This is a genomic window from Komagataeibacter sp. FNDCF1 (assembly GCF_021295335.1).
In the GTDB taxonomy this organism is placed as follows: domain Bacteria; phylum Pseudomonadota; class Alphaproteobacteria; order Acetobacterales; family Acetobacteraceae; genus Komagataeibacter.
This window is the reverse complement of the sequence record NZ_JAIWOT010000001.1, coordinates 1,449,166-1,475,825: the sequence shown is the minus strand read 5'-3', so window position 1 is coordinate 1,475,825 and position 26,660 is coordinate 1,449,166. Positions and strand designations below refer to the sequence as shown.

The 26,660-nt window shown below is 60.9% G+C and carries 34 protein-coding genes; all 34 read left to right on the top strand.

The window, feature by feature from the left end; translation table 11 throughout:
- The first annotated feature begins 24 nt into the window (after nucleotides 1-24).
- The 34 genes from rplK to rpsK all read left to right on the top strand — a co-directional run bounded on the left by rplK (nucleotide 25) and on the right by rpsK (nucleotide 26,543).
- Nucleotides 25-459, top strand: a complete 435-nt coding sequence (gene rplK, locus LDL32_RS07025; RefSeq protein WP_233065521.1) for a 50S ribosomal protein L11 — start codon at nucleotides 25-27, stop codon at nucleotides 457-459.
- A 5-nt stretch (nucleotides 460-464) separates the two neighbouring features.
- The gene (rplA, locus tag LDL32_RS07020; RefSeq protein WP_233065519.1) at nucleotides 465-1,160 is read left to right on the top strand and encodes a 50S ribosomal protein L1; all 696 of its coding nucleotides are present in this window, start codon (nucleotides 465-467) and stop codon (nucleotides 1,158-1,160) included.
- A 281-nt stretch (nucleotides 1,161-1,441) separates the two neighbouring features.
- Nucleotides 1,442-1,960 (top strand): 50S ribosomal protein L10, encoded by a 519-nt coding sequence (rplJ, locus tag LDL32_RS07015; RefSeq protein WP_007399610.1) that lies wholly within the window; start codon nucleotides 1,442-1,444, stop codon nucleotides 1,958-1,960.
- Nucleotides 1,961-2,062: 102 nt separating this feature from the next.
- Nucleotides 2,063-2,437: a 50S ribosomal protein L7/L12 gene (rplL, locus tag LDL32_RS07010; RefSeq protein WP_233065517.1), complete on the top strand. Its 375-nt coding sequence runs from the start codon at nucleotides 2,063-2,065 to the stop codon at nucleotides 2,435-2,437.
- 256 nt (nucleotides 2,438-2,693) lie between these two features.
- The gene (rpoB, locus tag LDL32_RS07005; RefSeq protein WP_233065516.1) at nucleotides 2,694-6,866 is read left to right on the top strand and encodes a DNA-directed RNA polymerase subunit beta; all 4,173 of its coding nucleotides are present in this window, start codon (nucleotides 2,694-2,696) and stop codon (nucleotides 6,864-6,866) included.
- A 102-nt stretch (nucleotides 6,867-6,968) separates the two neighbouring features.
- Nucleotides 6,969-11,165 (top strand): DNA-directed RNA polymerase subunit beta', encoded by a 4,197-nt coding sequence (gene rpoC, locus LDL32_RS07000; RefSeq protein WP_233065514.1) that lies wholly within the window; start codon nucleotides 6,969-6,971, stop codon nucleotides 11,163-11,165.
- 414 nt (nucleotides 11,166-11,579) lie between these two features.
- Nucleotides 11,580-11,951, top strand: coding sequence for a 30S ribosomal protein S12 (gene rpsL, locus LDL32_RS06995; protein ID WP_003621118.1), 372 nt, complete (start codon nucleotides 11,580-11,582; stop codon nucleotides 11,949-11,951).
- A 15-nt stretch (nucleotides 11,952-11,966) separates the two neighbouring features.
- A complete protein-coding gene (gene rpsG / locus LDL32_RS06990) occupies nucleotides 11,967-12,443 on the top strand; it encodes a 30S ribosomal protein S7 (protein WP_007399617.1) in 477 nt (158 codons plus the stop codon).
- A gap of 93 nt (nucleotides 12,444-12,536) precedes the next feature.
- Complete coding sequence (tuf, locus tag LDL32_RS06985) at nucleotides 12,537-13,727, top strand: elongation factor Tu (RefSeq protein ID WP_233065511.1); 1,191 nt, start codon at nucleotides 12,537-12,539, stop codon at nucleotides 13,725-13,727.
- Nucleotides 13,728-13,832: 105 nt separating this feature from the next.
- Nucleotides 13,833-14,141, top strand: a complete 309-nt coding sequence (gene rpsJ / locus LDL32_RS06980; protein ID WP_007282720.1) for a 30S ribosomal protein S10 — start codon at nucleotides 13,833-13,835, stop codon at nucleotides 14,139-14,141.
- A 10-nt stretch (nucleotides 14,142-14,151) separates the two neighbouring features.
- Nucleotides 14,152-14,835, top strand: coding sequence for a 50S ribosomal protein L3 (gene rplC / locus LDL32_RS06975; protein WP_233065509.1), 684 nt, complete (start codon nucleotides 14,152-14,154; stop codon nucleotides 14,833-14,835).
- Between the two features lie 12 nt (nucleotides 14,836-14,847).
- Nucleotides 14,848-15,462, top strand: coding sequence for a 50S ribosomal protein L4 (rplD, locus tag LDL32_RS06970; RefSeq protein WP_233065507.1), 615 nt, complete (start codon nucleotides 14,848-14,850; stop codon nucleotides 15,460-15,462).
- Between the two features lie 35 nt (nucleotides 15,463-15,497).
- Nucleotides 15,498-15,794, top strand: coding sequence for a 50S ribosomal protein L23 (locus LDL32_RS06965; protein ID WP_010506732.1), 297 nt, complete (start codon nucleotides 15,498-15,500; stop codon nucleotides 15,792-15,794).
- 16 nt (nucleotides 15,795-15,810) lie between these two features.
- Complete coding sequence (gene rplB / locus LDL32_RS06960) at nucleotides 15,811-16,641, top strand: 50S ribosomal protein L2 (RefSeq protein WP_233065505.1); 831 nt, start codon at nucleotides 15,811-15,813, stop codon at nucleotides 16,639-16,641.
- A gap of 12 nt (nucleotides 16,642-16,653) precedes the next feature.
- Entirely contained in the window at nucleotides 16,654-16,932 is a 279-nt protein-coding gene (rpsS, locus tag LDL32_RS06955; protein WP_007399623.1) for a 30S ribosomal protein S19, read from the top strand.
- A 2-nt stretch (nucleotides 16,933-16,934) separates the two neighbouring features.
- The gene (rplV, locus tag LDL32_RS06950) at nucleotides 16,935-17,336 is read left to right on the top strand and encodes a 50S ribosomal protein L22 (RefSeq protein WP_233065503.1); all 402 of its coding nucleotides are present in this window, start codon (nucleotides 16,935-16,937) and stop codon (nucleotides 17,334-17,336) included.
- Nucleotides 17,337-17,339: 3 nt separating this feature from the next.
- Nucleotides 17,340-18,017 carry a 30S ribosomal protein S3 gene (gene rpsC / locus LDL32_RS06945; RefSeq protein ID WP_233065501.1) on the top strand — a complete coding sequence of 226 codons (678 nt, stop codon included), beginning with the start codon at nucleotides 17,340-17,342 and terminating at the stop codon, nucleotides 18,015-18,017.
- Between the two features lie 54 nt (nucleotides 18,018-18,071).
- On the top strand, nucleotides 18,072-18,488 hold the full coding sequence (gene rplP / locus LDL32_RS06940; protein ID WP_007399626.1) for a 50S ribosomal protein L16: 417 nt from the start codon (nucleotides 18,072-18,074) through the stop codon (nucleotides 18,486-18,488).
- Between the two features lies 1 nt (nucleotide 18,489).
- Complete coding sequence (gene rpmC / locus LDL32_RS06935) at nucleotides 18,490-18,726, top strand: 50S ribosomal protein L29 (protein WP_233065499.1); 237 nt, start codon at nucleotides 18,490-18,492, stop codon at nucleotides 18,724-18,726.
- A 13-nt stretch (nucleotides 18,727-18,739) separates the two neighbouring features.
- On the top strand, nucleotides 18,740-19,021 hold the full coding sequence (gene rpsQ, locus LDL32_RS06930) for a 30S ribosomal protein S17 (protein WP_233065497.1): 282 nt from the start codon (nucleotides 18,740-18,742) through the stop codon (nucleotides 19,019-19,021).
- A gap of 15 nt (nucleotides 19,022-19,036) precedes the next feature.
- A complete protein-coding gene (rplN, locus tag LDL32_RS06925; RefSeq protein ID WP_007399629.1) occupies nucleotides 19,037-19,405 on the top strand; it encodes a 50S ribosomal protein L14 in 369 nt (122 codons plus the stop codon).
- On the top strand, nucleotides 19,405-19,725 hold the full coding sequence (gene rplX, locus LDL32_RS06920) for a 50S ribosomal protein L24 (RefSeq protein ID WP_014105023.1): 321 nt from the start codon (nucleotides 19,405-19,407) through the stop codon (nucleotides 19,723-19,725). The genes rplN and rplX overlap by 1 nt, the downstream gene beginning before the upstream one ends.
- A 10-nt stretch (nucleotides 19,726-19,735) precedes the next feature.
- Nucleotides 19,736-20,305, top strand: a complete 570-nt coding sequence (gene rplE / locus LDL32_RS06915) for a 50S ribosomal protein L5 (RefSeq protein WP_233065495.1) — start codon at nucleotides 19,736-19,738, stop codon at nucleotides 20,303-20,305.
- 105 nt (nucleotides 20,306-20,410) lie between these two features.
- Nucleotides 20,411-20,716: a 30S ribosomal protein S14 gene (rpsN, locus tag LDL32_RS06910; protein ID WP_025811609.1), complete on the top strand. Its 306-nt coding sequence runs from the start codon at nucleotides 20,411-20,413 to the stop codon at nucleotides 20,714-20,716.
- A gap of 12 nt (nucleotides 20,717-20,728) precedes the next feature.
- Nucleotides 20,729-21,127, top strand: coding sequence for a 30S ribosomal protein S8 (gene rpsH, locus LDL32_RS06905; protein ID WP_010506719.1), 399 nt, complete (start codon nucleotides 20,729-20,731; stop codon nucleotides 21,125-21,127).
- 10 nt (nucleotides 21,128-21,137) lie between these two features.
- Complete coding sequence (gene rplF / locus LDL32_RS06900) at nucleotides 21,138-21,671, top strand: 50S ribosomal protein L6 (RefSeq protein WP_233065493.1); 534 nt, start codon at nucleotides 21,138-21,140, stop codon at nucleotides 21,669-21,671.
- Nucleotides 21,671-22,033 (top strand): 50S ribosomal protein L18, encoded by a 363-nt coding sequence (rplR, locus tag LDL32_RS06895; protein ID WP_233065490.1) that lies wholly within the window; start codon nucleotides 21,671-21,673, stop codon nucleotides 22,031-22,033. Before rplF ends, rplR begins: the two co-directional genes overlap by 1 nt.
- 17 nt (nucleotides 22,034-22,050) lie before the next feature.
- Entirely contained in the window at nucleotides 22,051-22,629 is a 579-nt protein-coding gene (rpsE, locus tag LDL32_RS06890; RefSeq protein ID WP_233065488.1) for a 30S ribosomal protein S5, read from the top strand.
- Nucleotides 22,622-22,810 (top strand): 50S ribosomal protein L30, encoded by a 189-nt coding sequence (gene rpmD, locus LDL32_RS06885; protein WP_007399639.1) that lies wholly within the window; start codon nucleotides 22,622-22,624, stop codon nucleotides 22,808-22,810. Before rpsE ends, rpmD begins: the two co-directional genes overlap by 8 nt.
- 1 nt (nucleotide 22,811) lies before the next feature.
- Nucleotides 22,812-23,300, top strand: a complete 489-nt coding sequence (rplO, locus tag LDL32_RS06880) for a 50S ribosomal protein L15 (protein ID WP_233065486.1) — start codon at nucleotides 22,812-22,814, stop codon at nucleotides 23,298-23,300.
- A 158-nt stretch (nucleotides 23,301-23,458) separates the two neighbouring features.
- On the top strand, nucleotides 23,459-24,808 hold the full coding sequence (gene secY, locus LDL32_RS06875) for a preprotein translocase subunit SecY (protein WP_233065484.1): 1,350 nt from the start codon (nucleotides 23,459-23,461) through the stop codon (nucleotides 24,806-24,808).
- Complete coding sequence (locus LDL32_RS06870; protein WP_233065482.1) at nucleotides 24,805-25,464, top strand: adenylate kinase; 660 nt, start codon at nucleotides 24,805-24,807, stop codon at nucleotides 25,462-25,464. Before secY ends, LDL32_RS06870 begins: the two co-directional genes overlap by 4 nt.
- A 229-nt stretch (nucleotides 25,465-25,693) precedes the next feature.
- Complete coding sequence (gene rpsM / locus LDL32_RS06865; protein ID WP_007399643.1) at nucleotides 25,694-26,071, top strand: 30S ribosomal protein S13; 378 nt, start codon at nucleotides 25,694-25,696, stop codon at nucleotides 26,069-26,071.
- 79 nt (nucleotides 26,072-26,150) lie between these two features.
- Complete coding sequence (rpsK, locus tag LDL32_RS06860) at nucleotides 26,151-26,543, top strand: 30S ribosomal protein S11 (protein WP_233065480.1); 393 nt, start codon at nucleotides 26,151-26,153, stop codon at nucleotides 26,541-26,543.
- The last annotated feature ends 117 nt before the right edge of the window (nucleotides 26,544-26,660 follow it).

Below are 26,660 nucleotides of genomic sequence, written 5' to 3'. Positions count from 1 at the left end.
GTGAAACAGTCAGGAGCCCCGGATATGGCCAAAAAAATCGTTGGCTACATCAAGCTGCAAATTCCCGCCGGCAAGGCGAATCCGTCCCCGCCGGTTGGTCCGGCACTGGGTCAGCGCGGCCTGAACATCATGCAGTTCTGCAAGGAGTTCAACGCAAAGACGCAGGGTCTCGAGCCCGGTATGCCGATTCCCGTCGTCATCACCGCCTATGCCGACCGTACGTTCAGCTTCATCACCAAGACCCCGCCGAACACGTACTTCCTGATGAAGGCGGCCAAGGTCTCCAAGGGCAGCTCCACCGTGGGCAAGTCCGCGACCGTGGGCAAGGTCACGATGTCGCAGCTGCGCGAAATCGCGGAGACGAAGCAGAAAGACATGAACGCCAACGATATCGAAGGTGCCGTGCGCATGCTGGCGGGTTCCGCCCGCTCCATGGGCCTCGATGTGGTGGAGGGCTGATTACAATGGCAAAGAACAAGCGTCTGACCGCAGCCCGCGCCGCAGTCGATACCGCAAAGCAGTATGGCCTTGACGAGGCGATTGCCCTGGTCAAGAGCAATGCCAAGGCGAAGTTTGACGAGACCGTCGAGATTTCCATGAACCTCGGCATTGACCCGCGTCACGCCGACCAGATGGTCCGTGGCCTGCTGTCACTCCCCAACGGCACGGGCAAGACCCTGCGCGTTGGCGTGTTCGCCCGTGGCCCCAAGGCCGAGGAAGCGAAGGCAGCCGGTGCCGACGTGGTCGGTGCGGAAGACCTGGCGGAAAAGGTGCAGGCTGGCGAGATCGAGTTCGACCGCTGCATCGCGACCGCGGACATGATGGCCCTGGTCGGCCGTCTGGGCAAGATCCTCGGCCCGCGTGGCCTGATGCCCAACCCCAAGCTGGGCACCGTGACCATGGACGTGAAGGGCGCGGTTTCCGCCGCCAAGTCCGGTCAGGTCGAGTACCGTGCCGAGAAGGCCGGTATCGTGCATGCCGGTGTTGGCAAGGCATCCTTTGATGGCGGCAAGCTGGCCGAGAACATCCGCGCGTTCGTGGATGCGGTCCAGAAGGCCCGCCCGACGGGCGCCAAGGGCACGTATGTCAAGAAGATCGCCCTGTCCTCCACCATGGGGCCGGGTGTTACGGTTGACGTGTCCGCCTTCACGGCGGCCTGACGTCAGCTGAAGAATGACCTCTCCCCGTCAGGGGAGGGGGACAGGGGATGGTGGTCCGCCACCATCTTCCGAACCTGTCCATGACCGGATGCGGCGCGAGCCTTGATTTCCCGAAAGGGGAGCAGCCGGAAGACGGGGATTGCCGGATCGGGGCGAATGCCCACACTGGTTGTTCCGTTGAAAGGACAGGCGAACCGGGATGCCGCCAGCGTGCTGGCGTATCCCCAGGGTAAACCCTATCTGCTGGCATCAATGCCGGCAGGTGATGATGGAGACGGGATTTGGACCGTACGGAGAAGCGGGAGTTTGTTGCCTCCCTCGCAGCCGTGTTCGCGAAGACGTCCATGGTCATTGTCACCCGTAATGACGGGCTGAGCGTGGCTGATGTGACGGACCTTCGGCGTCGCGTGCGTGCGGCTGGAGCTACACACAAGGTCGCGAAGAACCGGCTGGCCTCTCTCGCCCTGGCAGGGACCCAGTTCGAAGGCATCAAGCCGCTGCTGAAGGGGCCGACCGCGTTGTCGTGGGCGGATGAACCCGTGGCAGTGGCGAAGGTGCTGGTCGAGTTCGCCAAAACCAATGAAAAGCTTGTTCTGCTCGGTGGATCGCTTGGTGCCCAGACGCTTGACGTCAACAGCATCAAGGCTCTGGCCGAGCTGCCGTCCCTGGACGTTCTGCGCGCGCAGCTGGTGGGGCTCATCTCCACACCCGCAACGCGTATCGCAGGCGTGCTCCAGGCGCCGGCCGGACAGCTTGCACGGGTTTTTGGTGCCTATGCCAAGACGGGCGAAGCCGCCTGAGACCTATGACCCGGCCCGCCGGGTTATCAACAAAATGGCATTTTCCCGAAAAAACGGGATTGTGCTGTGCCAACCAGTGTATAAATTAGGAAGACCAAAACCATGGCCGATCTGAACAAGATTGTTGAAGACCTGTCCGCTCTGACCGTTCTGGAAGCTGCCGAGCTGTCCAAGCTGCTGGAAGAGAAGTGGGGCGTTTCCGCTGCTGCTCCGGTTGCTGTTGCCGCTGCTGCTCCGGGCGCTGCTGCCGCTCCGGCAGAAGAGAAGACCGAGTTTGACGTTGTCCTGACCAAGGCGGGCGACAAGAAGATCAACGTGATCAAGGAAATCCGTGCGATCACCGGTCTGGGCCTGAAGGAAGCCAAGGATCTGGTCGAGGGTGCGCCCAAGACCGTGAAGGAAGGCGCCAGCAAGGATGAAGCCGAGAAGATCAAGAAGACCCTTGAAGACAACGGTGCTTCTGTCGAAATCAAATAAGTTGGCCTTTCGGGATGTGCCTGTGATGGTGCACCCGGGCTGAGTTATTCAAGTAAGGGTGGAAACCATCTGGTTTCCGCCCCCTTGGCCGTTACAGGCGCCCTGGCCGCAAGGCTTCGGGCGCCTTTGGTGGTAGATAGGGTTGGTCCGGACGGCAGTCGGGGTTGGCCCGCCAAGGATTTTCAAGGGCCGCGCAGTCCGTATGACATTCGTGTCACAACCGTGCGGGCCTGTGTGGATGGGGGCTGGATAGGCGATGAACGCGATTACGAAATCGTTCACGGGACGCAAACGCATCCGCAAGAGCTTCGGGCACATACCCGAGGTCGCTCCGATGCCCAATCTGATCGACGTGCAGCGGGCAAGCTACGAGACGTTCCTTCAGATGAATGTGGCGCCCGACAGCCGGACGCCGACGGGCCTGCAGGAAGTTTTCCGTTCCGTCTTTCCGATCAATGACTTTGCCGGTCGCGGGCGTCTGGAATTCGTCAGCTACGAGCTGGAAGAGCCGAAATACGATGTCGAGGAATGCATCCAGCGTGGCCTGACCTTCGCCGCGCCGCTGAAGGTGATCCTGCGCCTGATCGTATGGGACGTGGATGAGGATACCGGGTCACGCTCGATCCGTGATATCAAGGAGCAGCCGGTCTATATGGGCGACATGCCGCTCATGACCGATAACGGCACCTTCATCATCAACGGGACCGAGCGTGTCATCGTCAGCCAGATGCACCGCAGCCCCGGCGTGTTCTTCGATCATGACAAGGGCAAGACCCATTCCTCGGGCAAGTTCCTGTTCGCCGCGCGTGTCATCCCCTATCGTGGTTCCTGGCTTGATTTCGAATTCGACAGCAAGGACCTGATCTACGTCCGCATCGACCGCAAGCGCAAGCTGCCGGTCACCACGCTGCTGTACGCGCTGGAAGGTGCGGCGTCCGAAGCCGCACGCGCCGCCAAGGCCGCCGAGGGCGGGGATGTGGAATCCATGGAGATCCGGGGCATGGACCCCGATGAGATCCTGAACTACTTCTATGGCAAGGTCGAGTTCACCAAGACCGAGAAGGGCTGGGCCCGTCGTTTCGACGCGGAAGCCTTCCGCGGCCAGAAGCTGCTCGAACCGCTGATCGATGCACAGACCGGCGAGGAAGTCGCCCCCGTCGATGCGAAGCTGACCGCCCGCATGGTGCGCAAGATTGCCGAGACCACCAAGGAAGTGCTGGTTGGCCCCGCGGGCCTGATCGGTCGCTTCATTGCGCAGGACATGGTCAACGAGCACACGGGCGAGATCTATGCCGAAGCCGGTGAGGAACTGACCGAGCAGAAGCTGGAGGAACTCGAGGCCGAGGGCCTGACGACGCTGAGCACCCTTGCCATCGATGCGGCGAATGGTCCGTGGATCCGCAACACGCTGGCGGTGGACAAGAACGCCGCGCGTGAGGAAGCGCTGACCGACATCTATCGTGTCATGCGCCCCGGCGAGCCGCCGACGCCCGAGACGGCGGAAGCCATGTTCTCCGGCCTGTTCTTCGATCCCGACCGCTATGACCTGTCCGCCGTGGGCCGCGTGAAGATGAACATGCGCCTGGGCGTGGACGTGCCTGACACGGTGCGCGTGCTGCGCAAGGAAGACATCCTGCGCACCGTCAAGATCATGTGCGAGCTGAAGGACGGTCGCGGCGCGATTGACGATATCGACAATCTTGGCAACCGTCGCGTGCGTTCGGTTGGCGAACTGATGGAAAACCAGTATCGCGTCGGCCTGCTGCGCATGGAGCGTGCCATCCGCGAGCGCATGGGTTCGGTCGATATCGATACGGTCATGCCGCATGACCTGATCAACGCCAAGCCGGCAGCGGCTGCGGTGCGTGAGTTCTTTGGCTCCTCCCAGCTCAGCCAGTTCATGGACCAGACCAACCCGCTGTCCGAAGTGACGCACAAGCGGCGTCTTTCGGCACTTGGCCCGGGTGGCCTGACACGTGAGCGTGCGGGCTTCGAGGTTCGTGACGTGCACCCGACACATTACGGCCGCATCTGCCCGATCGAGACGCCGGAAGGCCCGAACATCGGCCTGATCAACTCGCTGGCCACCTATGCCAAGGTCAACAAGTACGGCTTCATCGAGACCCCGTACCGCATGGTGCAGGACGGCGTGCTGCAGGATGGCTGGAAATACCTCTCCGCCATGGAAGAGGAAAAGCTGGTCGTCGCCCAGGCGGATGCGAAGCAGGACACGCAGGGTCACCTGACGGATGAACTGGTTTCGGTCCGCCGGGGTGGTGACTTCCGCCAGGTCCCCCCGACCGATGTCACGGCGTGCGACGTCTCGCCCAAGCAGCTGGTTTCGGTCGCGGCGGCACTGATCCCGTTCCTTGAGAACGATGACGCCAACCGCGCGCTGATGGGCTCGAACATGCAGCGTCAGGCCGTGCCGCTGGTGCGCTCCGACGCGCCGCTGGTCGGCACCGGCATGGAAGCGGCCGTGGCGCATGACTCGGGTGCTGCCATCGTCGCCCGCCGTGATGGCGTGGTGGACCAGATCGATGGCGCGCGTATCGTTGTGCGTGCTACGGATGCCGGGGGTGCGACGCAGGGCGTCGATATCTACCGCCTGCGCAAGTACATGCGTTCCAACCAGTCCACCTGCATCAACCAGCGCCCGCTGGTGCGTGTGGGCGATGCGGTGCGTGCGGGTGAGATCATTGCCGATGGTCCGTCCACCGAACTGGGTGAACTGGCGCTGGGCCGGAACGTGCTGGTCGCGTTCATGCCGTGGAATGGTTACAACTTCGAAGATTCGATCCTGATTTCCGAGCGGATCGCGCGTGATGACGTGTTCACCTCGATCCATATCGAGGAGTTTGAGGTCATGGCCCGTGACACCAAGCTGGGCCAGGAAGAAATCACCCGTGACATCCCGAATGTCGGTGAGGAAGCGCTGCGCAACCTCGACGAGGCCGGTATCGTCTACGTGGGTGCCGAAGTGAACCCCGGCGATATCCTGATCGGCAAGGTCACGCCAAAGGGCGAAAGCCCGATGACGCCGGAAGAAAAGCTGCTGCGCGCCATCTTTGGTGAAAAGGCATCCGACGTCCGTGACACCTCGCTCAAGCTGCCGCCGGGCACGACGGGTACCATCGTGGACGTGCGCGTGTTCTCCCGCCGTGGCGTGGACAAGGACGAGCGTGCGATGGCCATCGAGCGCGCCGAGATCGAACGCCTTGCCAAGGACCGCGATGACGAGCGCGCCATTCAGGAGCGTTCCTTCTACAACCGTCTGCGCGAACACCTGATCGGCCAGACGGCAGGGGCCGGTTTCAAGGGCATCCGCTCCGGTACCGAGATCACGGACGAGGTCCTGTCCGAGCATCCGCGTGGCGCATGGCGCAACATCACCGTGGCTTCCGACGAGGTCATGGCGGAACTGGAAACGCTGCGTCGTGAATTCGATGCCGCCGTCTCCAAGATCCAGGCCCGCTTCGACAACAAGGTCGAGAAGCTGCAGCGCGGCGACGAACTGCCGCCGGGCGTGATGAAGATGGTCAAGGTCTTTGTCGCGGTGAAGCGCAAGCTGCAGCCGGGTGACAAGATGGCCGGCCGCCATGGCAACAAGGGTGTCGTCTCCCGCGTGGTACCTGTGGAAGACATGCCGTTCCTTGAGGATGGCACCTCGGTCGACATCGTGCTGAACCCGCTGGGCGTGCCGTCGCGCATGAACGTGGGGCAGATCCTCGAGACGCATCTGGGCTGGGCCTGTGCCAATATCGGCCGTCAGGTGGCCCAGCTTGCCGATGAATACCAGCGCCATGGCGAAAAGCGGCAGGAACTGCTGGATGAACTGAAGTCGGTTTACGGCGACAAGGTTTATGACGAGCAGATCGGTGACATGACCGACGCGCAGCTGCTTGAGCTGTGTGGCAACCTGCGTAAGGGCGTGCCGATCGCGACCCCGGTGTTTGATGGTGCGTCCATCCCCGATATCGAGGCGATGCTGACGAGGGCAGGCGTGGACAAGTCCGGCCAGTCGCAGCTGATTGACGGGCGCACCGGCGAGCCGTTCGAGCGCAAGACCACCGTTGGCTACATCTACATGCTCAAGCTGCACCATCTTGTCGATGACAAGATCCATGCCCGTTCCATCGGTCCGTATTCGCTCGTGACCCAGCAGCCGCTGGGTGGCAAGGCGCAGTTCGGCGGGCAGCGCTTTGGTGAGATGGAAGTGTGGGCGCTGGAAGCGTACGGCGCCGCCTACACACTGCAGGAAATGCTGACGGTCAAATCGGATGACGTGTCCGGTCGTACCAAGGTGTATGAAGCTATCGTGCGCGAGCAGGATGACTTCGAGGCCGGTATTCCGGAAAGCTTCAACGTGCTGATCAAGGAACTGAAGTCCCTTGGCCTGAATGTTGACCTGGAACAGAGCGGTTCCTGATCCGGGCCTCATCCTACACGGCGGTCCACATATTTTTCTTTCAGGAGTGGAGGCAGGTGCGGCGCCTGTTTCCGCTTCATTCCCTCAGGGGGTTTGCGGCGCATGAATGAACTCATGAAGATCCTTGGCCAGGGCGGCCAGGCCATGACCTTCGACCAGATCAAGATCCAGCTGGCTTCGGCCGAGCAGATCCGTTCGTGGTCGTATGGCGAGATCAAGAAGCCCGAGACCATCAACTACCGGACCTTCAAGCCGGAGCGTGATGGCCTGTTCTGTGCACGGATATTCGGTCCGATCAAGGATTACGAATGCCTGTGCGGCAAGTACAAGCGGATGAAGTTCCGCGGCATCATCTGCGAAAAATGCGGTGTGGAAGTCACGCTGGCAAAGGTCCGCCGCGAGCGCATGGGCCATATCGAGCTTGCCAGCCCGGTTGCCCATATCTGGTTCCTGAAGTCCCTGCCCAGCCGTATCGGCCTGATGGTCGACATGACGCTGAAGGATCTGGAAAAGATCCTGTATTTCGAGAGCTATGTGGTCCTTGAGCCCGGCACGTCGCCGCTCAAGCAGTACAGCCTGCTGACGGAAGACCAGTACCTTGATGTCATGGATGAGCATGGCGACGAGGGGATCGAGGTTGGCATTGGCGCGGAAGCGATCAAGAAGATCCTCGAGCGCATCGACTGCAAGCAGGAAAAGGAAGAACTGCGCCAGGAACTGAAGGACACCACGTCCGAAGCCAAGCGCAAGAAGCTGGTCAAGCGCCTGAAGCTGGTCGAAGCCTTTGCCGACAGTGAATCGCGCCCGGAATGGATGATCCTGGAACTGGTGCCGGTCATCCCGCCCGAGCTGCGCCCGCTGGTGCCGCTTGACGGTGGCCGCTTCGCCACGTCCGACCTGAATGACCTTTACCGCCGCGTCATCAACCGTAACAACCGCCTCAAGCGGCTGATCGAACTGCGTGCGCCGGACATCATTGTCCGTAATGAAAAGCGCATGCTGCAGGAATCGGTCGATGCGCTGTTCGATAACGGCCGTCGCGGCCGCGCCATCACGGGTGCAAACAAGCGCCCGCTGAAGTCGCTGTCCGACATGCTGAAGGGCAAGCAGGGCCGCTTCCGCCAGAACCTGCTGGGCAAGCGTGTCGACTATTCCGGCCGTTCGGTCATCGTGGTCGGTCCGGAACTGAAGCTGCACCAGTGTGGCCTGCCCAAGAAGATGGCGCTGGAACTGTTCAAGCCGTTCATCTACTCCAAGCTGGAAAAATACGGTCACGCCACCACCATCAAGGCCGCGAAGCGGATGGTGGAAAAGGAACGTCCCGAAGTGTGGGATATCCTTGAAGAAGTGATCCGCGAGCATCCCGTCATGCTCAACCGTGCGCCGACGCTGCACCGCCTGGGCATCCAGGCGTTCGAGCCGGTACTGATCGAGGGCAAGGCGATCCAGCTGCACCCGCTGGTCTGCACCGCGTTCAACGCGGACTTTGATGGCGACCAGATGGCCGTGCACGTGCCGCTGAGCCTTGAAGCGCAGCTGGAAGCGCGCGTGCTGATGATGTCGACCAACAACATCCTCAGCCCCGCCAATGGCAAGCCGATCATCGTGCCGTCGCAGGATATCGTTCTGGGGCTGTACTATCTCAGCCTCGAGACGCCGGAATTCCGCGCGACACCTGACCAGAACAGCTACGATGACAAGGGCCAGGTTACGGTCACGGGGGCGCCTTCCTTCTCCAGTGTCGGTGAAGTGGAATATGCTCTCAGCACCGGCGCGGTAAAGCTGCATGACAAGATCCGCGCCCGGATCGAGACGGTCGACGCCGAAGGCAAGCCCGTGCGCGAAACGGTTGTCACCACGCCGGGCCGTATGCTGGTCGCGCAGATCCTGCCCCGCCATGCGGCGCTGCCATTCTCGCTGATCAACCGCCAGCTGACCAAGAAGATCGTGTCCGACGTGATTGATGCGGTCTACCGTCACTGCGGCCAGAAGGAATGCGTGATCTTCTGTGACCGGCTGATGGGCCTTGGTTTCCGTCATGCGGCAAAATCCGGCATCTCCTTCGGCAAGGACGACATGATCGTTCCGACCGAGAAAAAGGAACTTGTCGATCGCACGGCAACGGAAGTGAAGGAGTTCGAGCAGCAGTATCAGGACGGCCTGATTACGGCGGGCGAGCGCTACAACAAGGTGGTCGATGCTTGGTCGCGTTGCACGGATGAAGTGCAGGCCGCGATGATGAAGGAAATTTCCAAGCAGGAAATCGGCAAGCCCACCAACTCGGTATGGATGATGAGCCATTCCGGTGCCCGTGGGTCGCCAGCGCAGATGAAGCAGCTGGCCGGCATGCGTGGCCTGATGGCCAAGCCGTCGGGTGAGATCATCGAACAGCCGATCATCGCCAACTTCAAGGAAGGCCTGTCGGTTCTCGATTACTTCACCTCCAGCCACGGTGCACGTAAGGGTCTGGCCGATACCGCGCTCAAGACCGCGAACTCGGGTTATCTTACCCGCCGTCTGGTCGACGTGGCGCAGGACAGCATCATCGTCGAGGAAGACTGCGGCACCGAGCGTGGCCTGACCGTGCGTGCGGTCATGGATGGTGGTAAAGTCATCGCCTCCCTGTCCGAGCGGATGCTGGGCCGCACGCTGGCGGCCGACGTCATGGATCCTGCCACCGGCAAGGTCCTGTTCCCGCGCAATACGCTGATCGAGGAAGCCCAGGCCGAGCAGATCGAGAAGGCTGGCGTCGAAAGCCTGCTGATCCGCTCCGTCCTGACCTGCGACAGCCGGGTTGGCGTGTGTGGTCACTGCTATGGCCGTGATCTGGCCCGTGGCACGCCGGTCAACATTGGTGAGGCCGTGGGCGTGATTGCCGCCCAGTCCATTGGTGAGCCGGGCACGCAGCTGACCATGCGTACCTTCCATATCGGCGGTGCGGCGCAGCGTGGCGCCGAACAGTCGATGGTCGAGGCATCGCGTGATGGCAAGGTGACGATCCGTAACAAGAACGTCGTGCAGAACAGCCAGAACGTACCCATCGTCATGTCGCGTAACTGCGAAATCCTGCTGACGGATGACCGTGGTACCGAACGCGCCCGCTATCGTGTGCCCTATGGTGCCCGCCTGCTGGTGGAGGATGGGGCCGAGGTGACCCGTGGCCAGAAAATGGCCGAGTGGGATCCGTACACCCTGCCGATCATCACCGAGCAGCCCGGCAAGGCCGAATACCTTGACCTGATCGACTCCATCACCCTGGTGGAGCGGATGGATGAGGTGACCGGCCTGACGTCAAAGGTGGTCGTGGACTACAAGCAGGCTTCCAAGGGGATCGACCTGCGGCCGCGCCTTCAGCTCAAGGACGCCAATGGCGATGTGGTGAAGCTGGCGAACGGCAACGATGCCCGCTACTTCCTGTCGCCTGACTCGCTGCTGTCGGTTGAAAACGGTGCCCAGGTGAATGCGGGTGACGTGCTGGCGCGTATCCCGCGTGAAGGCTCCAAGACGCGTGACATTACCGGTGGTCTGCCACGCGTGGCCGAACTGTTCGAAGCCCGTCGCCCGAAGGATCACGCCATCATTTCGGAAACCGAAGGGCGCGTGGAATTCGGCAAGGACTACAAGTCCAAGCGCCGTGTCATCGTGAAGAACGACGAGACGGGCGAGGAGACGGATTACCTGATCCCCAAGGGCAAGCATGTGTCCGTGCAGGAAGGCGACTTCGTGCAGGTTGGCGACCCGCTCGTCGATGGACCGCGCGTGCCGCATGACATCCTGAAGGTGCTGGGCGTCGAGGCCCTGTCCGACTACCTGGTCAACGAGATCCAGGACGTCTACCGGCTGCAGGGCGTGAAGATCAATGACAAGCACATCGAAGTCATTGTGCGCCAGATGCTGCAGAAGGTGGAAATCCTCGAGCCGGGCGATACGACCTACCTGATCGGTGAGACGGTGGACCGTATCGAATACGAGGAAGAGAACACCAAGCGCCTGAACATGGGCGAGCGGCCTGCCGCTGCCATGCCGGTTCTGCAGGGTATCACCAAGGCCTCGCTGCAGACGCAGTCCTTCATCTCTGCCGCATCCTTCCAGGAGACGACACGTGTCCTGACAGAGGCTGCAACGGCCGGGAAGAAGGATACGCTCAACGGCCTGAAGGAGAACGTGATTGTCGGCCGCCTGATCCCGGCAGGGACGGGTAGCGTCATGAACAAGCTCCGTGCCGTTGCGGCGGGTGAGGACAAGCAGCGTCTAGCCCAGGCTCGCGCTGCGGTGGCCACGACCAAGGCTGCCGAATAAATACGGAAGAAATGCCAGATGCCGCATGGTCGGTATCTGGCATGATTCGGTGCTGCACTATTGTCACCATCCGATTCAGGCGGTATTGAGCGCCCTGACGGAGCGGTGCTCCGAGTCCGGCAGAGCAGAGTCGTTCTGCCGGACTGCTAGCGAATCCTGCGCAAGGCTTGACTTTTGGTCAGTTTGCCCGTAGGTAACGCGCCCTCGGCTAGCCCTGTCTGAAAGACGTTGTTGGCCGTCGAATGCAGCATGCAGACATGCGGTACCGCAGTTCGGGAATCGGACTGCTCAGGCCGGATGTAAATATGATGCCCGAACGGATGGTTGTCATTCGTTGGGGTTTTGTTGTGAACGACAGTCGGCAACCAGATATGGGGTTGGCCGGCCGAATTTTGTAAGGATCGGGAAAGGCGTATGCCGACCATCAACCAGTTGATCGCGAAAGGTCGCGAGCCCGCAGCCAAACGCAACAAGGTTCCTGCACTGCAGGGCTGTCCGCAGAAGCGTGGCGTTTGTACTCGTGTTTATACAACCACACCGAAGAAGCCGAACTCGGCTCTGCGTAAGGTGGCAAAAGTTCGCCTGACCAACGGGTATGAGGTTGTGAGCTATATTCCGGGTGAGGGGCATAACCTCCAGGAACATAGCGTTGTCCTGATCCGTGGTGGTCGCGTTAAGGATCTACCTGGCGTGCGTTATCACATCCTGCGCGGCGTTCTGGACACCCAGGGTATCGCCAAGCGTCGTCAGCGTCGCTCGCTCTATGGCGCGAAGCGTCCTAAGTAAAAGGAATAACGAGGCATGAGTCGCCGTCATCGCGCAGTAAAGCGCGAGATTCTTCCCGATCCGAAATTTGGTGATGTCGTCATTACGCGTTTCATGAACGCCCTGATGTACGACGGCAAGAAGTCCACGGCCGAAGGGATCGTCTATGGCGCCCTTGAGGTCCTGCGTCGCCGCGGTGGTGCAGCTGCGGACCCCGTGGTGATGTTCCACAGCGCGCTGGATAACGTGAAGCCTGCTGTCGAGGTGCGTTCCCGCCGTGTTGGTGGTGCGACCTACCAGGTTCCGGTCGAAGTCCGGGCCGAGCGCCGTCAGGCGCTGGCCATCCGCTGGCTGATCGACGCGTCGCGCAAGCGGGGCGAGAACACCATGCAGGACCGTCTGTCGAACGAACTTCTTGATGCCGTCAACAATCGTGGCGCAGCGGTCAAGAAGCGCGAGGACACGCACCGCATGGCGGAAGCCAACAAGGCATTCAGTCATTACCGCTGGTAAAGGCGGTCAGGCCGGTCTATTGACCTGCCCGGCTTCCGAAACGGAACTTTCCAACCCGACTCTCGGCACGAGGCCGAGTTAACGGAGAAAACGATGGCAAAGGCTAAATTTGAGCGGAATAAGCCGCACTGTAACATCGGCACGATTGGTCACGTCGATCACGGCAAGACCTCGCTGACCGCTGCTATCACCAAGACGCTGGCGAAGTCCGGCGGTGCCGAGTTCAAGGCATACGACATGATCGACGCCGCGCCGGAAGAGCGCGCCCGTGGCATCACCATCTCGACCGCCCATGTCGAGTATGAGACCGCCAAGCGTCACTACGCCCACGTCGACTGCCCCGGCCATGCTGACTATGTGAAGAACATGATCACCGGTGCGGCGCAGATGGACGGCGCGATCCTGGTTGTGTCCGCTGCTGACGGCCCGATGCCCCAGACCCGTGAGCACATCCTGCTCGCCCGTCAGGTTGGCGTGCCGGCGCTGGTCGTGTTCCTGAACAAGGTTGATCAGGTTGACGATCCGGAACTGCTGGAACTCGTCGAGATGGAAGTGCGCGAACTGCTTTCCGCTTACCAGTTCCCCGGCGACGATATCCCCATCATCAAGGGTTCCGCCCTGGTGACGCTGGAAGACGGCGACCCGGAAGTCGGTGAGAAGCGCGTCCTGGACCTGATGAACGCCGTTGACGAATACATCCCGCAGCCGGAGCGTCCGATCGACCGTCCGTTCCTGATGCCGATCGAAGACGTGTTCTCCATCTCGGGCCGTGGCACCGTGGTGACGGGCCGTGTCGAGCGTGGCGCCGTGAACGTGGGCGACGAAATCGAGATCGTTGGCCTGCGTCCGACGCAGAAGACGACCGTGACCGGCGTTGAAATGTTCCGCAAGCTGCTTGATCGTGGTGAAGCAGGTGACAACATCGGCGCGCTGCTGCGTGGCACGAAGCGTGAAGACGTCGAGCGTGGCCAGGTGCTGGCAAAGCCGGGTTCCATCACCCCGCACACCAAGTTCAAGGCGGAAGCCTACATCCTGACGAAGGAAGAGGGTGGCCGTCACACGCCGTTCTTCACCAACTATCGTCCGCAGTTCTATTTCCGCACGACCGACGTCACCGGCGTCGTTCACCTGCCGGAAGGCACGGAAATGGTCATGCCTGGCGATAACGTCGCCATGGATGTGGAGCTGATCGCTCCGATCGCCATGGATGAAGGCCTGCGCTTCGCTATCCGCGAAGGTGGCCGCACCGTTGGTGCAGGTGTTGTTGCTTCCATCACGGCGTGATTGGGCAGTAACTGAACTGTGGCATCCCGGCCGGAGCAATCCGGCCGGGTTTCCATTGCGGATCGGGTTCCCCCGAATCAGGTAAAGTTGGACTGAAACAGAAAGATGGACAACCAGAACATCCGCATTCGCCTGAAGGCGTACGATCATCGGGTGCTAGACAACAGCACGAAGGAGATCGTCAATACGGCGAAGCGTACGGGTGCGCGGGTTCGGGGTCCTATCCCGCTGCCGACGCATATTGAACGGTTTACCGTAAACCGCTCCCCCCACGTGGACAAGAAAAGCCGCGAGCAGTTCGAAATTCGGACCCATCGCCGGCTGCTCGACATTGTCGAGCCGACCCCGCAGACCGTGGACGCTCTCATGAAACTCGACCTCGCCGCTGGCGTGGATGTCGAGATTAAACTCTAAGGTCCAGACGATGCGCACCGGATTGATCGCAAAAAAGCTGGGTATGACCCGGCTGTTCAAGGAAGACGGCACACATGTGCCGGTGACTGTCCTGCAGGTGGATGATCTGCAGGTGGTTGATGTCCGTACGACCGAACGCGACGGCTACACCGCCGTTCAGCTCGGCGCGGGCAAGGCCAAGGTCAAAAATGTGTCGAAGCCGAACCGCGGCCATTTTGCCAAGGCCAAGGTCGAGCCCAAGAAGAAGCTGGCCGAATTCCGCGTTGCGGATGACGCCGTCCTGGAAGTCGGGGCTTCTCTGTCCGCCGCCCATTTCGTGGTGGGGCAGAAGGTGGACGTTACCGGCACCAGCAAGGGTAAGGGTTTTGCCGGCGCGATGAAGCGCTGGAACTTTGCCGGTCTCGAAGCCACCCACGGTGTCTCGATCAGTCACCGTTCGCACGGGTCGACGGGTAACCGTCAGGATCCGGGCAAGGTTTTCAAGAACAAGAAGATGGCTGGCCATCTCGGTTCCGAGCGTGTGACCACGCTGAACCTCGAGATTGCGGCTGTCGACGCCGAAAAGAACCTGATCATGATCCGCGGCTCCGTGCCGGGCGGAAAGAATGAGGCGGTTCTGGTTCGTGATGCGATCAAGAAGGCCCGTCATGCCGAGGCGCCGTATCCGGCGGCCCTGGTTGAGGCCGCGGGCTGAGGATAGAGGGCAATGGATTACGAGATCAAAACCCTCGATAACGGAAGCGCAGGTACCGCCAGCCTTCCCGACGAGATTTTCGCCGCAACACCGCGCAATGACATCATGGCGCGTGTGGTGCACTGGCAGCTTGCAAAGCGCCGTGCTGGTACGCACAAGGTCAAGGGCATGGGGGAAATCTCCGGCACGACCAAGAAGCCGTACCGCCAGAAGGGCACCGGTAGCGCCCGTCAGGGTTCGCTGCGTTCGCCGCAGTACCGCACGGGTGGTGTGGTCCATGGCCCGGTCGTGCGTGACCATGGCTATGACCTGCCCAAGAAGGTGCGCCGCCTGGGCCTGATTTCCGCGCTGTCGCAGAAGGCTGCCGAAGGCAAGCTGGTGGTGCTGGATGCTGCGACCGCCTCGGGCAAGTCCGCAGAGCTGGCCAGAAAGCTGAAGGTCCTGGGCTGGACGTCCGCGCTGATCGTGGATGCCGCCGTTGAGGAAAACTTCGGCCGTGCCGCGCGCAACCTGCCGAAGATCGACATTCTCCCGACCATCGGTGCGAATGTCTATGACATCCTGAACCACGATGTGCTGGCCATCACCCGCGCAGGCGTTGAGGGTCTGAAGGAGCGTCTGGCATGACCAATATCCTGGCAATCCGCAAAAAGGCGGAACGCATGTCCCGGGAAGCGATGTACGACATCATCCGCGCCCCCCTGATCACGGAAAAGGCAACTGCCCTGTCCGAAAAGAATCAGGTCGGTTTCAAGGTCGCGATCGACGCGACGAAGCCGGAGATCAAGGTTGCGGTCGAGACGCTTTTCGGTGTGAAGGTTCTGGGTGTGAACACACTCATCCAGAAGGGTAAGGCCAAGCGCTTCAAGGGACGTCCCGGCCAGCGTTCGGATGTGAAGAAGGCGTTTGTCCAGCTTGCTGAAGGTCAGTCCATCGACCTGACCGCGAAGCTGGTCTGACGCGGGGTGACAAGAAATGGCATTGAAGCACTTTAATCCAGTTACCCCCAGCCTGCGCGGAACGGTTCTGATCGACCGCAAGGAGCTGTGGAAAGGCAAGCCCGTCAAGGGCCTGACCGAGGGGAAGAACAAGAGCGGCGGCCGTAACAACCACGGCCGCACCACCTCGCGTTTCATCGGTGGCGGACACAAGCAGTCCTACCGCTATGTCGATTTCAAGCGTCGCAAGTTCGATGTGGTCGGCACGGTGGAGCGTCTGGAATATGATCCGAACCGCACGGCGTTCATTGCCCTCGTCAAGTATGAGGACGGCGAACTGGCCTACATCATCGCACCGCAGCGCCTGAAGGCGGGTGACCAGGTGGTCGCCGGTGCGCGCGCCGACATCAAGCCGGGCAATGCGATGCCGCTCTCCGCGATTCCGGTGGGCACGATCATCCACAACATCGAGCTCAAGGCCGGTGGCGGTGGCAAGATCGCCCGTTCCGCCGGCACCTATGCCCAGCTGGTCGGCAAGGATGTGGGTTATGCCCAGATCAAGCTGCAGTCCGGTGAGCTGCGTGTCGTCCGCGCGGAATGCATGGCGACCATCGGCGCCGTGTCCAACCCGGACAACATGAACCAGCACCTGGGCAAGGCCGGCCGCAACCGCTGGCTGGGCCGCCGCCCGCACAACCGTGGTGTCGTCATGAACCCGGTTGACCATCCGCATGGTGGTGGTGAAGGACGCACTTCGGGTGGGCGTCATCCGGTTACGCCATGGGGCAAGCCGACTAAGGGTTACAAGACCAGGGTCAACAAGCGTACGGACAGTCTGATCATCCGTCGCCGGAAGACCGGCAAGTAAGGGGCATTTAAGATGGCACGTTCCGTCTGGAAGGGCCCGTTCGTGGACGGGTATCTGCTGAACAAAGCCGATGCATCGCGCGCATCGGGCCGTAACGAAGTGATCAAGATCTGGTCGCGTCGATCCACCATCCTGCCGCAGTTCGTCGGACTGACGTTCGGCGTGTATAACGGGCATAAATTCCTGCCCGTGCAGGTTTCCGAGAATATGGTGGGGCACAAGTTCGGTGAGTTTTCACCGACCCGTACCTTCACGGGTCATTCTTCGGACAAGAAAGCGAAGCGGGGCTGAACATGAGCAAGCCTAAGCATCCGCGCACGCTCGCGGAAACCGAGGCGCAGGCGCTGACGCGGAACATCCGCATCAGCCCGCGCAAGCTGAACCTTGTTGCGGGTCTGATCCGCAACAAGCCGGCCGCGCAGGCGATCGCCACCCTCACATTCTCCAAGCGCCGCATTACCCAGCAGGTCAAGAAGACCCTGGAAAGTGCGATTGCCAACGCCGAGAACAACCATCAGCTGGACGTTGACCAGCTGGTCGTTGCCCGTGCAGAGGTGGGCAAGTCGATCGTGATGCGTCGTTTCCACGCACGTGGTCGTGGCCGTTCGGCCCGCATCGAGAAGTTCTTCAGCCATCTGACCATTGTCGTGGCGGAAAAGAAGCCCGAAGCTGAAACCGAAAAGAAGGCGGCCTGATCCATGGGACATAAAGTTAATCCGATCGGGCTGCGGCTCGGTATTAACCGGACATGGGACAGCCGCTGGTACGCCGATGCCGATTATGCGCGCCTGCTGCATGATGACCTGAAGCTGCGCGCCTACCTGCGTCGCAAGCTGGCGGGTGCGGGCGTTTCCCGCGTGGTGATCGAGCGTCCGGCCAAGAAGCCGCGCGTGACCATTTACGCGGCCCGTCCGGGTGTGGTCATCGGCAAGAAGGGCCAGGACATCGATGTGCTGCGCAAGGATCTGGCCCGCATGGCCAAGACCGATGTCGCGCTGAACATCGTCGAAATCCGCAAGCCGGAAATTGACGCGACCCTGGTGGCCGAAAACATTGCCCAGCAGCTCGAGCGCCGTGTGGCCTTCCGTCGCGCCATGAAGCGTGCCGTGCAGTCCGCCATGCGCCTGGGTGCGCAGGGTATCCGGATCAACTGCTCGGGCCGTCTGGGCGGCGCGGAAATCGCGCGTATCGAGTGGTATCGTGAAGGCCGCGTGCCGCTGCATACGCTGCGTGCGGACATCGATTACGGTGTGGCGACCGCCAAGACGACCTACGGCACCTGTGGTGTGAAGGTCTGGATCTTCAAGGGCGAGATTCTTGCCCATGATCCGCTGGCGCAGGACCGTCGCGCCGCCGAACAGGCTCCGCAGCGCTAAGCTGCGGGGTCAAATGGACCCAGATGCGCCAGGCGGCGCGTGAGGATTTAGAAAATGCTTTCTCCCAAGCGGACAAAGTACCGCAAGGCCCACAAGGGCCGCATTCATGGGCTGGCCAAGGGTGGCACAACCCTGAATTTCGGGGCCTTCGGCCTGAAGGCTCTCCAGCCTGAACGGATCACGGCCCGCCAGATCGAAGCCGCCCGCCGTGCCATTACCCGCGCCATGAAACGTGCCGGTCGCGTATGGATTCGGATTTTCCCTGATCTTCCGGTCTCGACAAAGCCCGCAGAAGTGCGTATGGGGTCCGGCAAGGGGTCGCCTGAATATTGGGTGGCTCGTGTGAAGCCGGGTCGTATCCTGTTCGAGATCGAAGGCGTGCCGCCTGAAGTCGCGCGTGAAGCGCTGGCTCTGGGTGCGGCAAAGCTGCCGATCAAGACCAAGTTCGTGACCCGTATCGGAGAGGCGTGAGATGGCAAAGGCAACAAAGCCGGCCGATCTGCGTGCCAAGACTGTTGAAGAACTTGATACGCTTCTCGTTGATCTGAAGCGCGAGCAGTTCAATCTTCGGTTCCAGCATGCGACCGGCCAGACCGAGGGTCAGTCCCGTATGCGCGAGGTCCGTCGTGACATCGCGCGTGTGAAGACGATTGCAGCCCAGGTTGTGAAGAAGAGTTCCGCTGGCCACGCGCCGGCAGTAAAGTCCTGAAGGGAGACGGGCGATGCCAAGGCGCGTCCTGACCGGGCGGGTAACCAGCGACAAGATGGACAAGACCGTAACGGTTCTTGTTGATCGTCGCGTTATCCACCCGCTGTATAAGAAGTTCATTCGTCGCTCCAAGAAGTATGCGGCGCATGATGGCTTGAATGAATGCAAGGTGGGCGACACGGTGCGCATTGAGGAATGCAAGCCGATTTCCCGTCGCAAGACCTGGACTGTCGTTGTCCGGAATGGCCAGCCGCTTACGGCTGCCGCCGGTGCTGCGTCCGGTACGCAGGCGTAAAGAAGGGCATAGACCATGATCCATCCCGAGACCAACCTTGACGTCGCCGACAATTCCGGTGCCCGTCAGGTGCAGTGCATCAAGGTGCTGGGCGGTTCCAAGCGGAAGACTGCCTCGGTCGGCGACGTGATTGTCGTGTCCGTCAAGGAAGCCATTCCCCGCGGTAAGGTCAAGAAGGGCGATGTTCACCAGGCGGTGATCGTCCGTACGTCCTACCCGGTGCGTCGTGCTGACGGCAGCGCCATCCGGTTTGACCGCAATGCGGCCGTGCTGATCAACAAGCAGCAGGAGCCGATTGGCACCCGTATCTTTGGCCCGGTCGTGCGTGAGCTGCGTGCGCGCAAGTTCATGAAGATCATTTCGCTGGCACCGGAGGTGCTGTAATGGCTGCTCGTATCAAGAAGGGTGACCAGGTTCTGGTCATCACCGGTGGTTCCAAGGGAACCCGTGGCGAGGTCGTTACGGTCCTGCCTGCGGCCAACAAGGCCGTGGTGCGTGGTGTCGCGATTGCCAAGCGTCACACTCGTCCCTCCCGCATGGGTGAGCAGGGTGGCATTGTCCAGAAGGAAATGCCTGTCCACCTGTCCAACCTGAAGCTGATCGATCCCAAGAGCGGCGATCCGACGAAGGTCGGTTTCCGTGTTCTGGAAGATGGTCGCAAGGTTCGTGTCGCCAAGGCGACCGGCGAAGTAATCGAAGGCTGAGGAGGCGGGTATGTCTGAAGTGAAAGAAGCCCGTCCCGTGCCGCGCATGCAGCAGCGCTACCAGGCGGAACTGCGCACCAAGCTGCGTGAGCAGTTCGGTTACGCGAACGAGATGCAGGTTCCGCGCCTGGAAAAGATCGTGCTGAACATGGGCGTGGGCGAAGCGGCTGGCGACCAGAAGAAGCTGGATGCGGCGCTGAAGGAAATGACCCTCATTGCAGGTCAGAAGCCGGTCAAGACGGTTGCCAAGAAGGCGATTGCAGGCTTCAAGATCCGTGAAGGTCTTCCCATCGGCTGCAAGGTAACGCTGCGTCGTGCGCAGATGTTCGAATTCCTTGATCGCCTTGTGACGATCGCCCTGCCGCGCGTACGCGATTTTCGCGGGCTGCCGGCGAACAAGGGTTTCGACGGCCGTGGCAACTTTGCGATGGGCCTGAAGGAACAGATCGTCTTCCCGGAAATCGAGTACGACAAGGTCGACGAGATCCGTGGCATGGACATCATCTTCGTGACCACCGCGAAGACGGATGCGGAAGCAAAGGCTCTGCTCAAGGCGTTTGATCTGCCCTTCTCTGCATAAAATGTGGAGAAAGGGCTTCCGTCTGAAGTCCAGAAGACCTAATACACACGTTGTTTGGAAAACCGTTGGGACTGGCCCGACAGGTTCCGGAGGGTAAAACAAGGCATGGCCAAAATTTCCGCCGTTAACCGGAATGTCAAGCGCGAGCGCATGGCAATCCGGGACCGGGCTAAGCGGACTGCACTGAAGAACATCATCATGGACCGGTCTCTGCCGGTTGAAGATCGCTTCGATGCATCGCTCAAGCTTGCTGAACTTCCTCGCAATGGTTCGCGCGTCCGCGTGCGTCTGCGCTGCAAGTTGACGGGACGTCCCCGCGCCAATTACAGAAAGTTCGAACTCTGCCGTATCGCCCTGCGCGACCTGGCCTCCAATGGTCAGATCCCGGGTATGGTCAAATCGAGCTGGTAAGGGCAGGGAACGATGTCACTTTCTGATCCATTGGGTGATCTGCTCACCCGGATCCGCAATGCGCAGCGTGCACGGCATGCTGCCTGCGTGGCGCCGGCTTCCAAGCTGCGCGCCAGTGTTCTCGAGGCCCTGCGCCGCGAGGGCTATATTCGTGGTTTCTCGCGTGAGGAACTGCGCAAGGGTGTGGCCCAGCTGCGCATCGAGCTGAAATATCTCGATGGTGAGCCGGTCATCAAAGAAATCCACCGTGTGTCCAAGCCTGGCCGCCGCGTCTATTCCAAGATCAAGGAACTGCCGCGTGTCTATGCCGGGCTGGGTGTGTCGATCCTGTCGACCCCCCGCGGTGTTCTGTCCGATGCGGAGGCCCGCGCTGCCAATGTTGGCGGTGAAGTCCTCTGCCGTGTGTTCTGAGGAGGGATAAATGTCGCGAGTGGGCAAATATCCCGTCGAAGTTCCGTCGGGCGTTCAGGTTTCCATCACTGATGGCGTGCTGACGGCAAAGGGCAAGCTGGGCGAGCTCAAGCTGCCGCTGTCCAGCCATGTGGCGGTCGATGTTGCGGATGGCAAGGTTGCGGTCAAGCCGGTCGGTACCGTGGCGCAGGCCCGCATGATGTGGGGGACGACGCGTTCCCTGGTCGCGGGTATGGTCAAGGGTGTGTCCGAAGGGTTTTCCAAGACGCTGGAAATCTCCGGAACGGGTTACCGCGCCGCGGTGCAGGGCAAGAACCTGGTCATGAACCTCGGTTATTCGCATGATATCGTCTATGCGATTCCCGAAGGCATCAAGATCACCACCCCGCGGCCGACGGCCGTGACTGTCGAGGGTATCGACAAGCAGCGGGTTGGTCAGGTTGCTCTGGATATCCGTAGCTTCCGCAAGCCCGAGCCCTACAAGGGCAAGGGTGTCCGTTATGAAACGGAAACCATCCGTCGCAAGGAAGGCAAGAAGAAATAATGAGCACGCAGAAGGATCTGCGGGAACGGCGGCGTCAGCGCCTCCGTTTCCAGCTTCGCCACAAGAGCGGTGGCCGTCCGCGTCTGTCGGTGTTCCGTTCAGGCAAGAACATCTACGCGCGGGTGATCGACGATGCGGCTGGCCGTACGCTGGCTGCTGCCTCGTCCCTGGAAAAGGACCTACGTACCGCGCTCAAGGGCGGTACGGATGTTAAGGCGGCGGGTGCGGTCGGCAAGCTGCTGGCAGAGCGCGCGGTGGCTGCAGGTGTGTCGAAGGTCGTTTTCGACCGCGGCGCGTATCTCTATCATGGGCGCATCAAGGCCCTGGCGGAGGCTGCCCGTGAGGGCGGTCTCTCGTTCTGACGAAAGGGTCACGCATAATGGCACGTGAACCGAGAGAAGGCGGCCGGGGTGGTCGCGATCGCGACCGCGAAGGCGATGATCTGGTCGACAAGCTGGTCACGATCAATCGTGTTGCCAAGGTTGTAAAGGGCGGTCGCCGCTTTGCATTCGCGGCACTGGTTGTGGTTGGTGACCAGAAGGGGCGCGTCGGGTTCGGTGCGGGCAAGGCCCGTGAGGTCCCCGAGGCGATCCGCAAGGCAACCGATCGCGCCAAGCGCACCATGATCCGCGTTCCGATGAAGGAAGGCCGTACGCTGCATCACGATGTGGCCGGTCACTTCGGTGCGGGCAAGGTTGTCCTGCGCTCTGCCGATGCAGGCACGGGCATCATCGCCGGTGGTCCGATGCGCGCCGTGTTTGAAAGCCTGGGCATCAATGACGTGGTGGCCAAGTCGCTTGGAACCCGGAACCCGCATAACATGGTCAAGGCGACCTTTGCCGCGCTGGAGCGTTGTGCCAGCCCGCGCTCGGTTGCCAACCGTCGTGGCAAGAAGGTTTCCGACATTCTGGGGCGCCGTGAGGCTACGGTAGCGACGGAGGCTGCGGCCGATGTCTGATACCAAGGCAACCATTCGCGTCACCCAGCTACATTCCGGGAACGGACAGAAGCCGGGCCAGCAGGCTACGCTGGTCGGTCTTGGCCTGAACAAGATCGGTCGGACCCGCGAACTGGAGGATACGCCTTCAGTCCGTGGCATGATCCGCAAGGTGTCCCACCTGATCAAGGTGGAGGATTGAGATGAACCTGAACGAACTTCGTGACAACGAGGGCGCGCGCTATACCAAAAAGCGCCTTGGTCGCGGTATCGGCTCTGGCAAGGGCAAGACGTCCGGCAAGGGCGTCAAGGGTCAGAAGGCACGTTCCGGCGTGTCGCTGAACGGTTTTGAAGGCGGTCAGCTGCCCATCTACCGTCGTCTGCCCAAGCGCGGCTTCAAGAACATCTTCCGCAAGGATTATGCGGTGGTGAATCTGGGCACGCTGGACAAGGCCATCACGGCGGGCAAGATCAATGCCAAGGCTGTCGTGACGGAAGACGTGCTGACCAAGGCTGGCCTGATCGGTTCGGGTCGCTTTGCGGGCGTACGCCTGCTGGGTGATGGCGAACTGAACCACGCCGTGACCATCGAAGTGGCGGGTGCTTCTGCCGGTGCTGTCGCCGCAGTTGAAAAAGCTGGTGGCAAGGTGCAGGTCAAGGCGCAGAAGCAGCAGGCTCCTGCCGCGGAATGACCGGTTCGGGATGCAGGCTCGTTCTGTTCCCGAAGCATGATAAAAGCGATGCTGCTTGCACTTGGCGGGCGCATCGCTTTATTACTTTCTGCGGTTTTTTTTATCATGACAGCGTCCCGCCTCCAGCGGTGGCGCTGTTCTTGTGAAAGGATGGGCGCATGGCCTCCGCGGCCGAACAGTTGGCTGCCAATTTGAATTTCAGTTCCTTCGCCAACGCGACGGAACTGAAGAAGCGTATCTGGTTCACCCTGGGTGCGCTGATCGTTTACCGGATTGGCACCTATATCCCCGTTCCTGGCGTCGATGCGACGGTTATGGGGCAGCTTCTGGCCCGGCATCAGGGCGGTATTCTGGGCATGTTTGACATGTTCACGGGGGGTGCGCTGGGGCGCATGACCGTGTTCGCACTCAATATCATGCCCTATATCAGCGCTTCGATCATTGTACAGCTGATGTCGGCGGCCATTCCCTCCCTCGAGGCCCTGAAGAAGGAAGGTGAGGGCGGACGGCGCAAGCTGAATGAATACACGCGCTACCTGACGGTCGTGATTGCCCTGTTCCAGGCCTATGGCATCGCCATCGGGCTTGAAAACATGCATACGGAGGCAGGCTCCGCCGTTGTCTCGCCTGGCATATTCTTCATCGTCTCGTGCGTTCTCACCCTTGTGGGCGGGACCATGTTCCTGATGTGGCTGGGGGAACAGATCACGTCCCGGGGGGTTGGCAACGGGATTTCGCTGATCATCTTTGCCGGTATCGTGGCCAATCTGCCCAATGCCCTGGCAAGCCTGTTCCAGCTTGGATACACCGGAGCGCTTTCCCCGTTTTTCGTGCTGGTCTTTCTCGTGCTGGCCGCCATTACCATTGCGTTCATCGTATTCATGGAACTGGCGCAGCGCAGGGTTGTCATCCAGTATCCCAAGCGGCAGGTCGGCCAGCGCATGTTCGGGGGGGATTCCACCCATATGCCGCTCAAGGTGAACACCGCCGGATCCATTCCGCCGATCTTTGCCTCATCCGTGCTGCTGATTCCGGTTACGATTGCCGGATTCGTCAATAACAGTTCCATGCCGGGTTGGCTGTCCTTCCTCGGGCAGGAACTGGGGCAGGGGCAGCCGCTCTACATGCTGTTCTATGCGGCGATGATCGTGTTCTTCTCGTATTTCTATGCGGCGGTCACGTTCAACCCGCAGGAAACGGCGGAGAACCTGCGCAAGCAGGGTGGTTTTGTGCCGGGTATCCGGCCCGGGGCGAATACGGCCGCGTTCTTTGATCGCATCCTTACCCGCATCACAACCATCGGTGCCCTCTACCTTGTGGCGGTCTGCCTGTTGCCGCAGATCCTGATCAGCCATTACAACGTGCCTTTCTATTTTGGCGGCACGAGTCTGATCATTATCGTGACGGTCACGATCGATACGGTCACACAGGTGCAGTCGCATCTGGTCGCGCACCAGTATCAGGGACTTATGCGCCGGGGACGGGGCAGAAAGGGCAGAATGCGTTGAATATCATTTTTCTTGGGCCGCCGGGTGCCGGCAAAGGCACGCAGTCGAAACGGCTGGAAGAGCGGTACGGAATCGCCCAGATTTCAACTGGGGACATGTTGCGCGCGGAAGTCGCGGCCGGAAGCCCCCTAGGGCAGAAGGTCAAGACCATCATGGCCGAAGGCGCGCTTGTGCCTGATGATCTGATCATCGCCATGATTGAAAGCCGCATCCAGCAGCCGGACTGTGCCAGGGGCTTCATTCTGGATGGCTTCCCGCGGACGCGGGCACAGGCCGAGGCATTGGACACGATGCTGGCGCGCAGTGGTCGGCATATCGATGCGGTGCTGCTGCTGGACGTTGACGAGAACGCCCTAGCTGACCGGATTGCGGGGCGCTATACCTGCGCCAGATGTGGCGCGGGCTATAACGATGTGTCCAAGCGGCCGAAGGTCGAGGGGACGTGTGATGTCTGTGGCAGTCATGAGTTCATCCGCCGGGAGGATGACCGGCGCGAGACCGTTGCGGCACGCCTGAAGACCTATAGGGAACTGACAGCGCCAATCCTGCCTTATTACGAGGAGGAAAAACGTCTGTATCGTATTGATGGCATGGCTGATATCGATGTGGTGACACAGGAAGTCTTTGCCGTTATCGACCGTATCACTAAAAAGTGATCAGAAATAATTGACTCATAGGGGGGCAGCAGTATATTGCGCGCCCTCAAGGTATGAATGTCGTATTGAGTCGGGCGGATGCGTCGGCTCGGGCGGCCTGAATGAATGATGCTGGGGTTGGCCGGTTTGAACCGGTATGTTCACGGCGCTCCTGCCAGTCGGGCGGGTGGTGTGAAGCAGCCCTGCCTAAATGTAGTGCCCCGAACAGGGCGGACGAGGAGTAAGTGGCGTGGCACGTATTGCCGGCGTGAACATCCCAACTAACAAGCGGGTCACAATTGCCCTGCGTTATATCTATGGTATCGGGGCAACGAAGGCCCAGGCGATCTGCGACCAGCTGGAAATCCCGGCGGAGCGGCGCGTGAACGAGTTGTCGGACGACGAGATCGGCAAGATCCGTGAACTGATCGACAGCAACTACCGCGTGGAAGGTGATCTTCGCCGTGAAGTGGCGATGAACATCAAGCGTCTGATGGACCTTGGCTGCTACCGTGGCCTGCGCCACCGGCGCGGGCTGCCTGTCCATGGTCAGCGGACTCATACCAACGCCCGTACCCGCAAGGGTAAGGCCGTGGCTATTGCGGGCAAGAAGAAGGCAACCCGCTAATCAGCGGACTGCCTGGTATGACTGCATGGGGGCGCTACGGGCCCCGTGCACCGTTTGAACTGACAGGATCGAGAAAACTATGGCGAAAGCTGCGGCTCCGCGTATTCGTAAGAAAGAGCGGAAAAACATCATTGCCGGTGTGGCGCATGTGCTGTCCACCTTCAATAACACCATGATCACCATCTCTGATGCGCAGGGCAATGCGATTGCCTGGTCTTCGGCAGGTGCGCAGGGCTTCAAGGGGTCGCGCAAGTCCACCCCGTATGCAGCGCAGGTTGCCGCCGAGGACGCGGGCCGCAAGGCGCGCGAGCACGGCATGGAGACGCTGGAAATCGAGGTTTCCGGTCCCGGGTCGGGGCGTGAAAGCGCCCTGCGCGCCCTGCAGGCTGTCGGTTTCTCGATCACGGCCATCCGCGACATGACGCCGGTGCCGCATAACGGCTGCCGCCCGCGCAAGCGCCGTCGCGTCTGATACGCGCCCTGCGTTAGTCGTATTCCCCCGCCTGCCGGGGGAAGATTGTCATTCCGGTACCTCCCCGTGGGGTACCATCTGCTGCCGTGACAGGCGGCAGATCAGTCTTGAAAGGCC

Coding starts and splice junctions, on each gene's coding strand:
- rpsC (WP_233065501.1), top strand. CDS start 17,340: ATGGGACATAAAGTTAATCCGATCGGGCTGCGGCTCGGTATTAACCGG.
- rpsK (WP_233065480.1), top strand. CDS start 26,151: ATGGCGAAAGCTGCGGCTCCGCGTATTCGTAAGAAAGAGCGGAAAAAC.
- rplA (WP_233065519.1), top strand. CDS start 465: ATGGCAAAGAACAAGCGTCTGACCGCAGCCCGCGCCGCAGTCGATACC.
- rplC (WP_233065509.1), top strand. CDS start 14,152: ATGCGCACCGGATTGATCGCAAAAAAGCTGGGTATGACCCGGCTGTTC.
- rplR (WP_233065490.1), top strand. CDS start 21,671: ATGAGCACGCAGAAGGATCTGCGGGAACGGCGGCGTCAGCGCCTCCGT.
- rplF (WP_233065493.1), top strand. CDS start 21,138: ATGTCGCGAGTGGGCAAATATCCCGTCGAAGTTCCGTCGGGCGTTCAG.
- rplE (WP_233065495.1), top strand. CDS start 19,736: ATGTCTGAAGTGAAAGAAGCCCGTCCCGTGCCGCGCATGCAGCAGCGC.
- rpsS (WP_007399623.1), top strand. CDS start 16,654: ATGGCACGTTCCGTCTGGAAGGGCCCGTTCGTGGACGGGTATCTGCTG.
- rpsL (WP_003621118.1), top strand. CDS start 11,580: ATGCCGACCATCAACCAGTTGATCGCGAAAGGTCGCGAGCCCGCAGCC.
- rplP (WP_007399626.1), top strand. CDS start 18,072: ATGCTTTCTCCCAAGCGGACAAAGTACCGCAAGGCCCACAAGGGCCGC.
- rpsN (WP_025811609.1), top strand. CDS start 20,411: ATGGCCAAAATTTCCGCCGTTAACCGGAATGTCAAGCGCGAGCGCATG.
- secY (WP_233065484.1), top strand. CDS start 23,459: ATGGCCTCCGCGGCCGAACAGTTGGCTGCCAATTTGAATTTCAGTTCC.
- tuf (WP_233065511.1), top strand. CDS start 12,537: ATGGCAAAGGCTAAATTTGAGCGGAATAAGCCGCACTGTAACATCGGC.
- rplV (WP_233065503.1), top strand. CDS start 16,935: ATGAGCAAGCCTAAGCATCCGCGCACGCTCGCGGAAACCGAGGCGCAG.
- rplL (WP_233065517.1), top strand. CDS start 2,063: ATGGCCGATCTGAACAAGATTGTTGAAGACCTGTCCGCTCTGACCGTT.
- rpsJ (WP_007282720.1), top strand. CDS start 13,833: ATGGACAACCAGAACATCCGCATTCGCCTGAAGGCGTACGATCATCGG.
- rpsH (WP_010506719.1), top strand. CDS start 20,729: ATGTCACTTTCTGATCCATTGGGTGATCTGCTCACCCGGATCCGCAAT.
- rpoB (WP_233065516.1), top strand. CDS start 2,694: ATGAACGCGATTACGAAATCGTTCACGGGACGCAAACGCATCCGCAAG.
- rpmC (WP_233065499.1), top strand. CDS start 18,490: ATGGCAAAGGCAACAAAGCCGGCCGATCTGCGTGCCAAGACTGTTGAA.
- rpsG (WP_007399617.1), top strand. CDS start 11,967: ATGAGTCGCCGTCATCGCGCAGTAAAGCGCGAGATTCTTCCCGATCCG.
- rplO (WP_233065486.1), top strand. CDS start 22,812: ATGAACCTGAACGAACTTCGTGACAACGAGGGCGCGCGCTATACCAAA.
- rpmD (WP_007399639.1), top strand. CDS start 22,622: ATGTCTGATACCAAGGCAACCATTCGCGTCACCCAGCTACATTCCGGG.
- rplB (WP_233065505.1), top strand. CDS start 15,811: ATGGCATTGAAGCACTTTAATCCAGTTACCCCCAGCCTGCGCGGAACG.
- rpsE (WP_233065488.1), top strand. CDS start 22,051: ATGGCACGTGAACCGAGAGAAGGCGGCCGGGGTGGTCGCGATCGCGAC.
- rplK (WP_233065521.1), top strand. CDS start 25: ATGGCCAAAAAAATCGTTGGCTACATCAAGCTGCAAATTCCCGCCGGC.
- rplD (WP_233065507.1), top strand. CDS start 14,848: ATGGATTACGAGATCAAAACCCTCGATAACGGAAGCGCAGGTACCGCC.
- LDL32_RS06965 (WP_010506732.1), top strand. CDS start 15,498: ATGTCCCGGGAAGCGATGTACGACATCATCCGCGCCCCCCTGATCACG.
- rpsQ (WP_233065497.1), top strand. CDS start 18,740: ATGCCAAGGCGCGTCCTGACCGGGCGGGTAACCAGCGACAAGATGGAC.
- rplX (WP_014105023.1), top strand. CDS start 19,405: ATGGCTGCTCGTATCAAGAAGGGTGACCAGGTTCTGGTCATCACCGGT.
- rplN (WP_007399629.1), top strand. CDS start 19,037: ATGATCCATCCCGAGACCAACCTTGACGTCGCCGACAATTCCGGTGCC.
- rpoC (WP_233065514.1), top strand. CDS start 6,969: ATGAATGAACTCATGAAGATCCTTGGCCAGGGCGGCCAGGCCATGACC.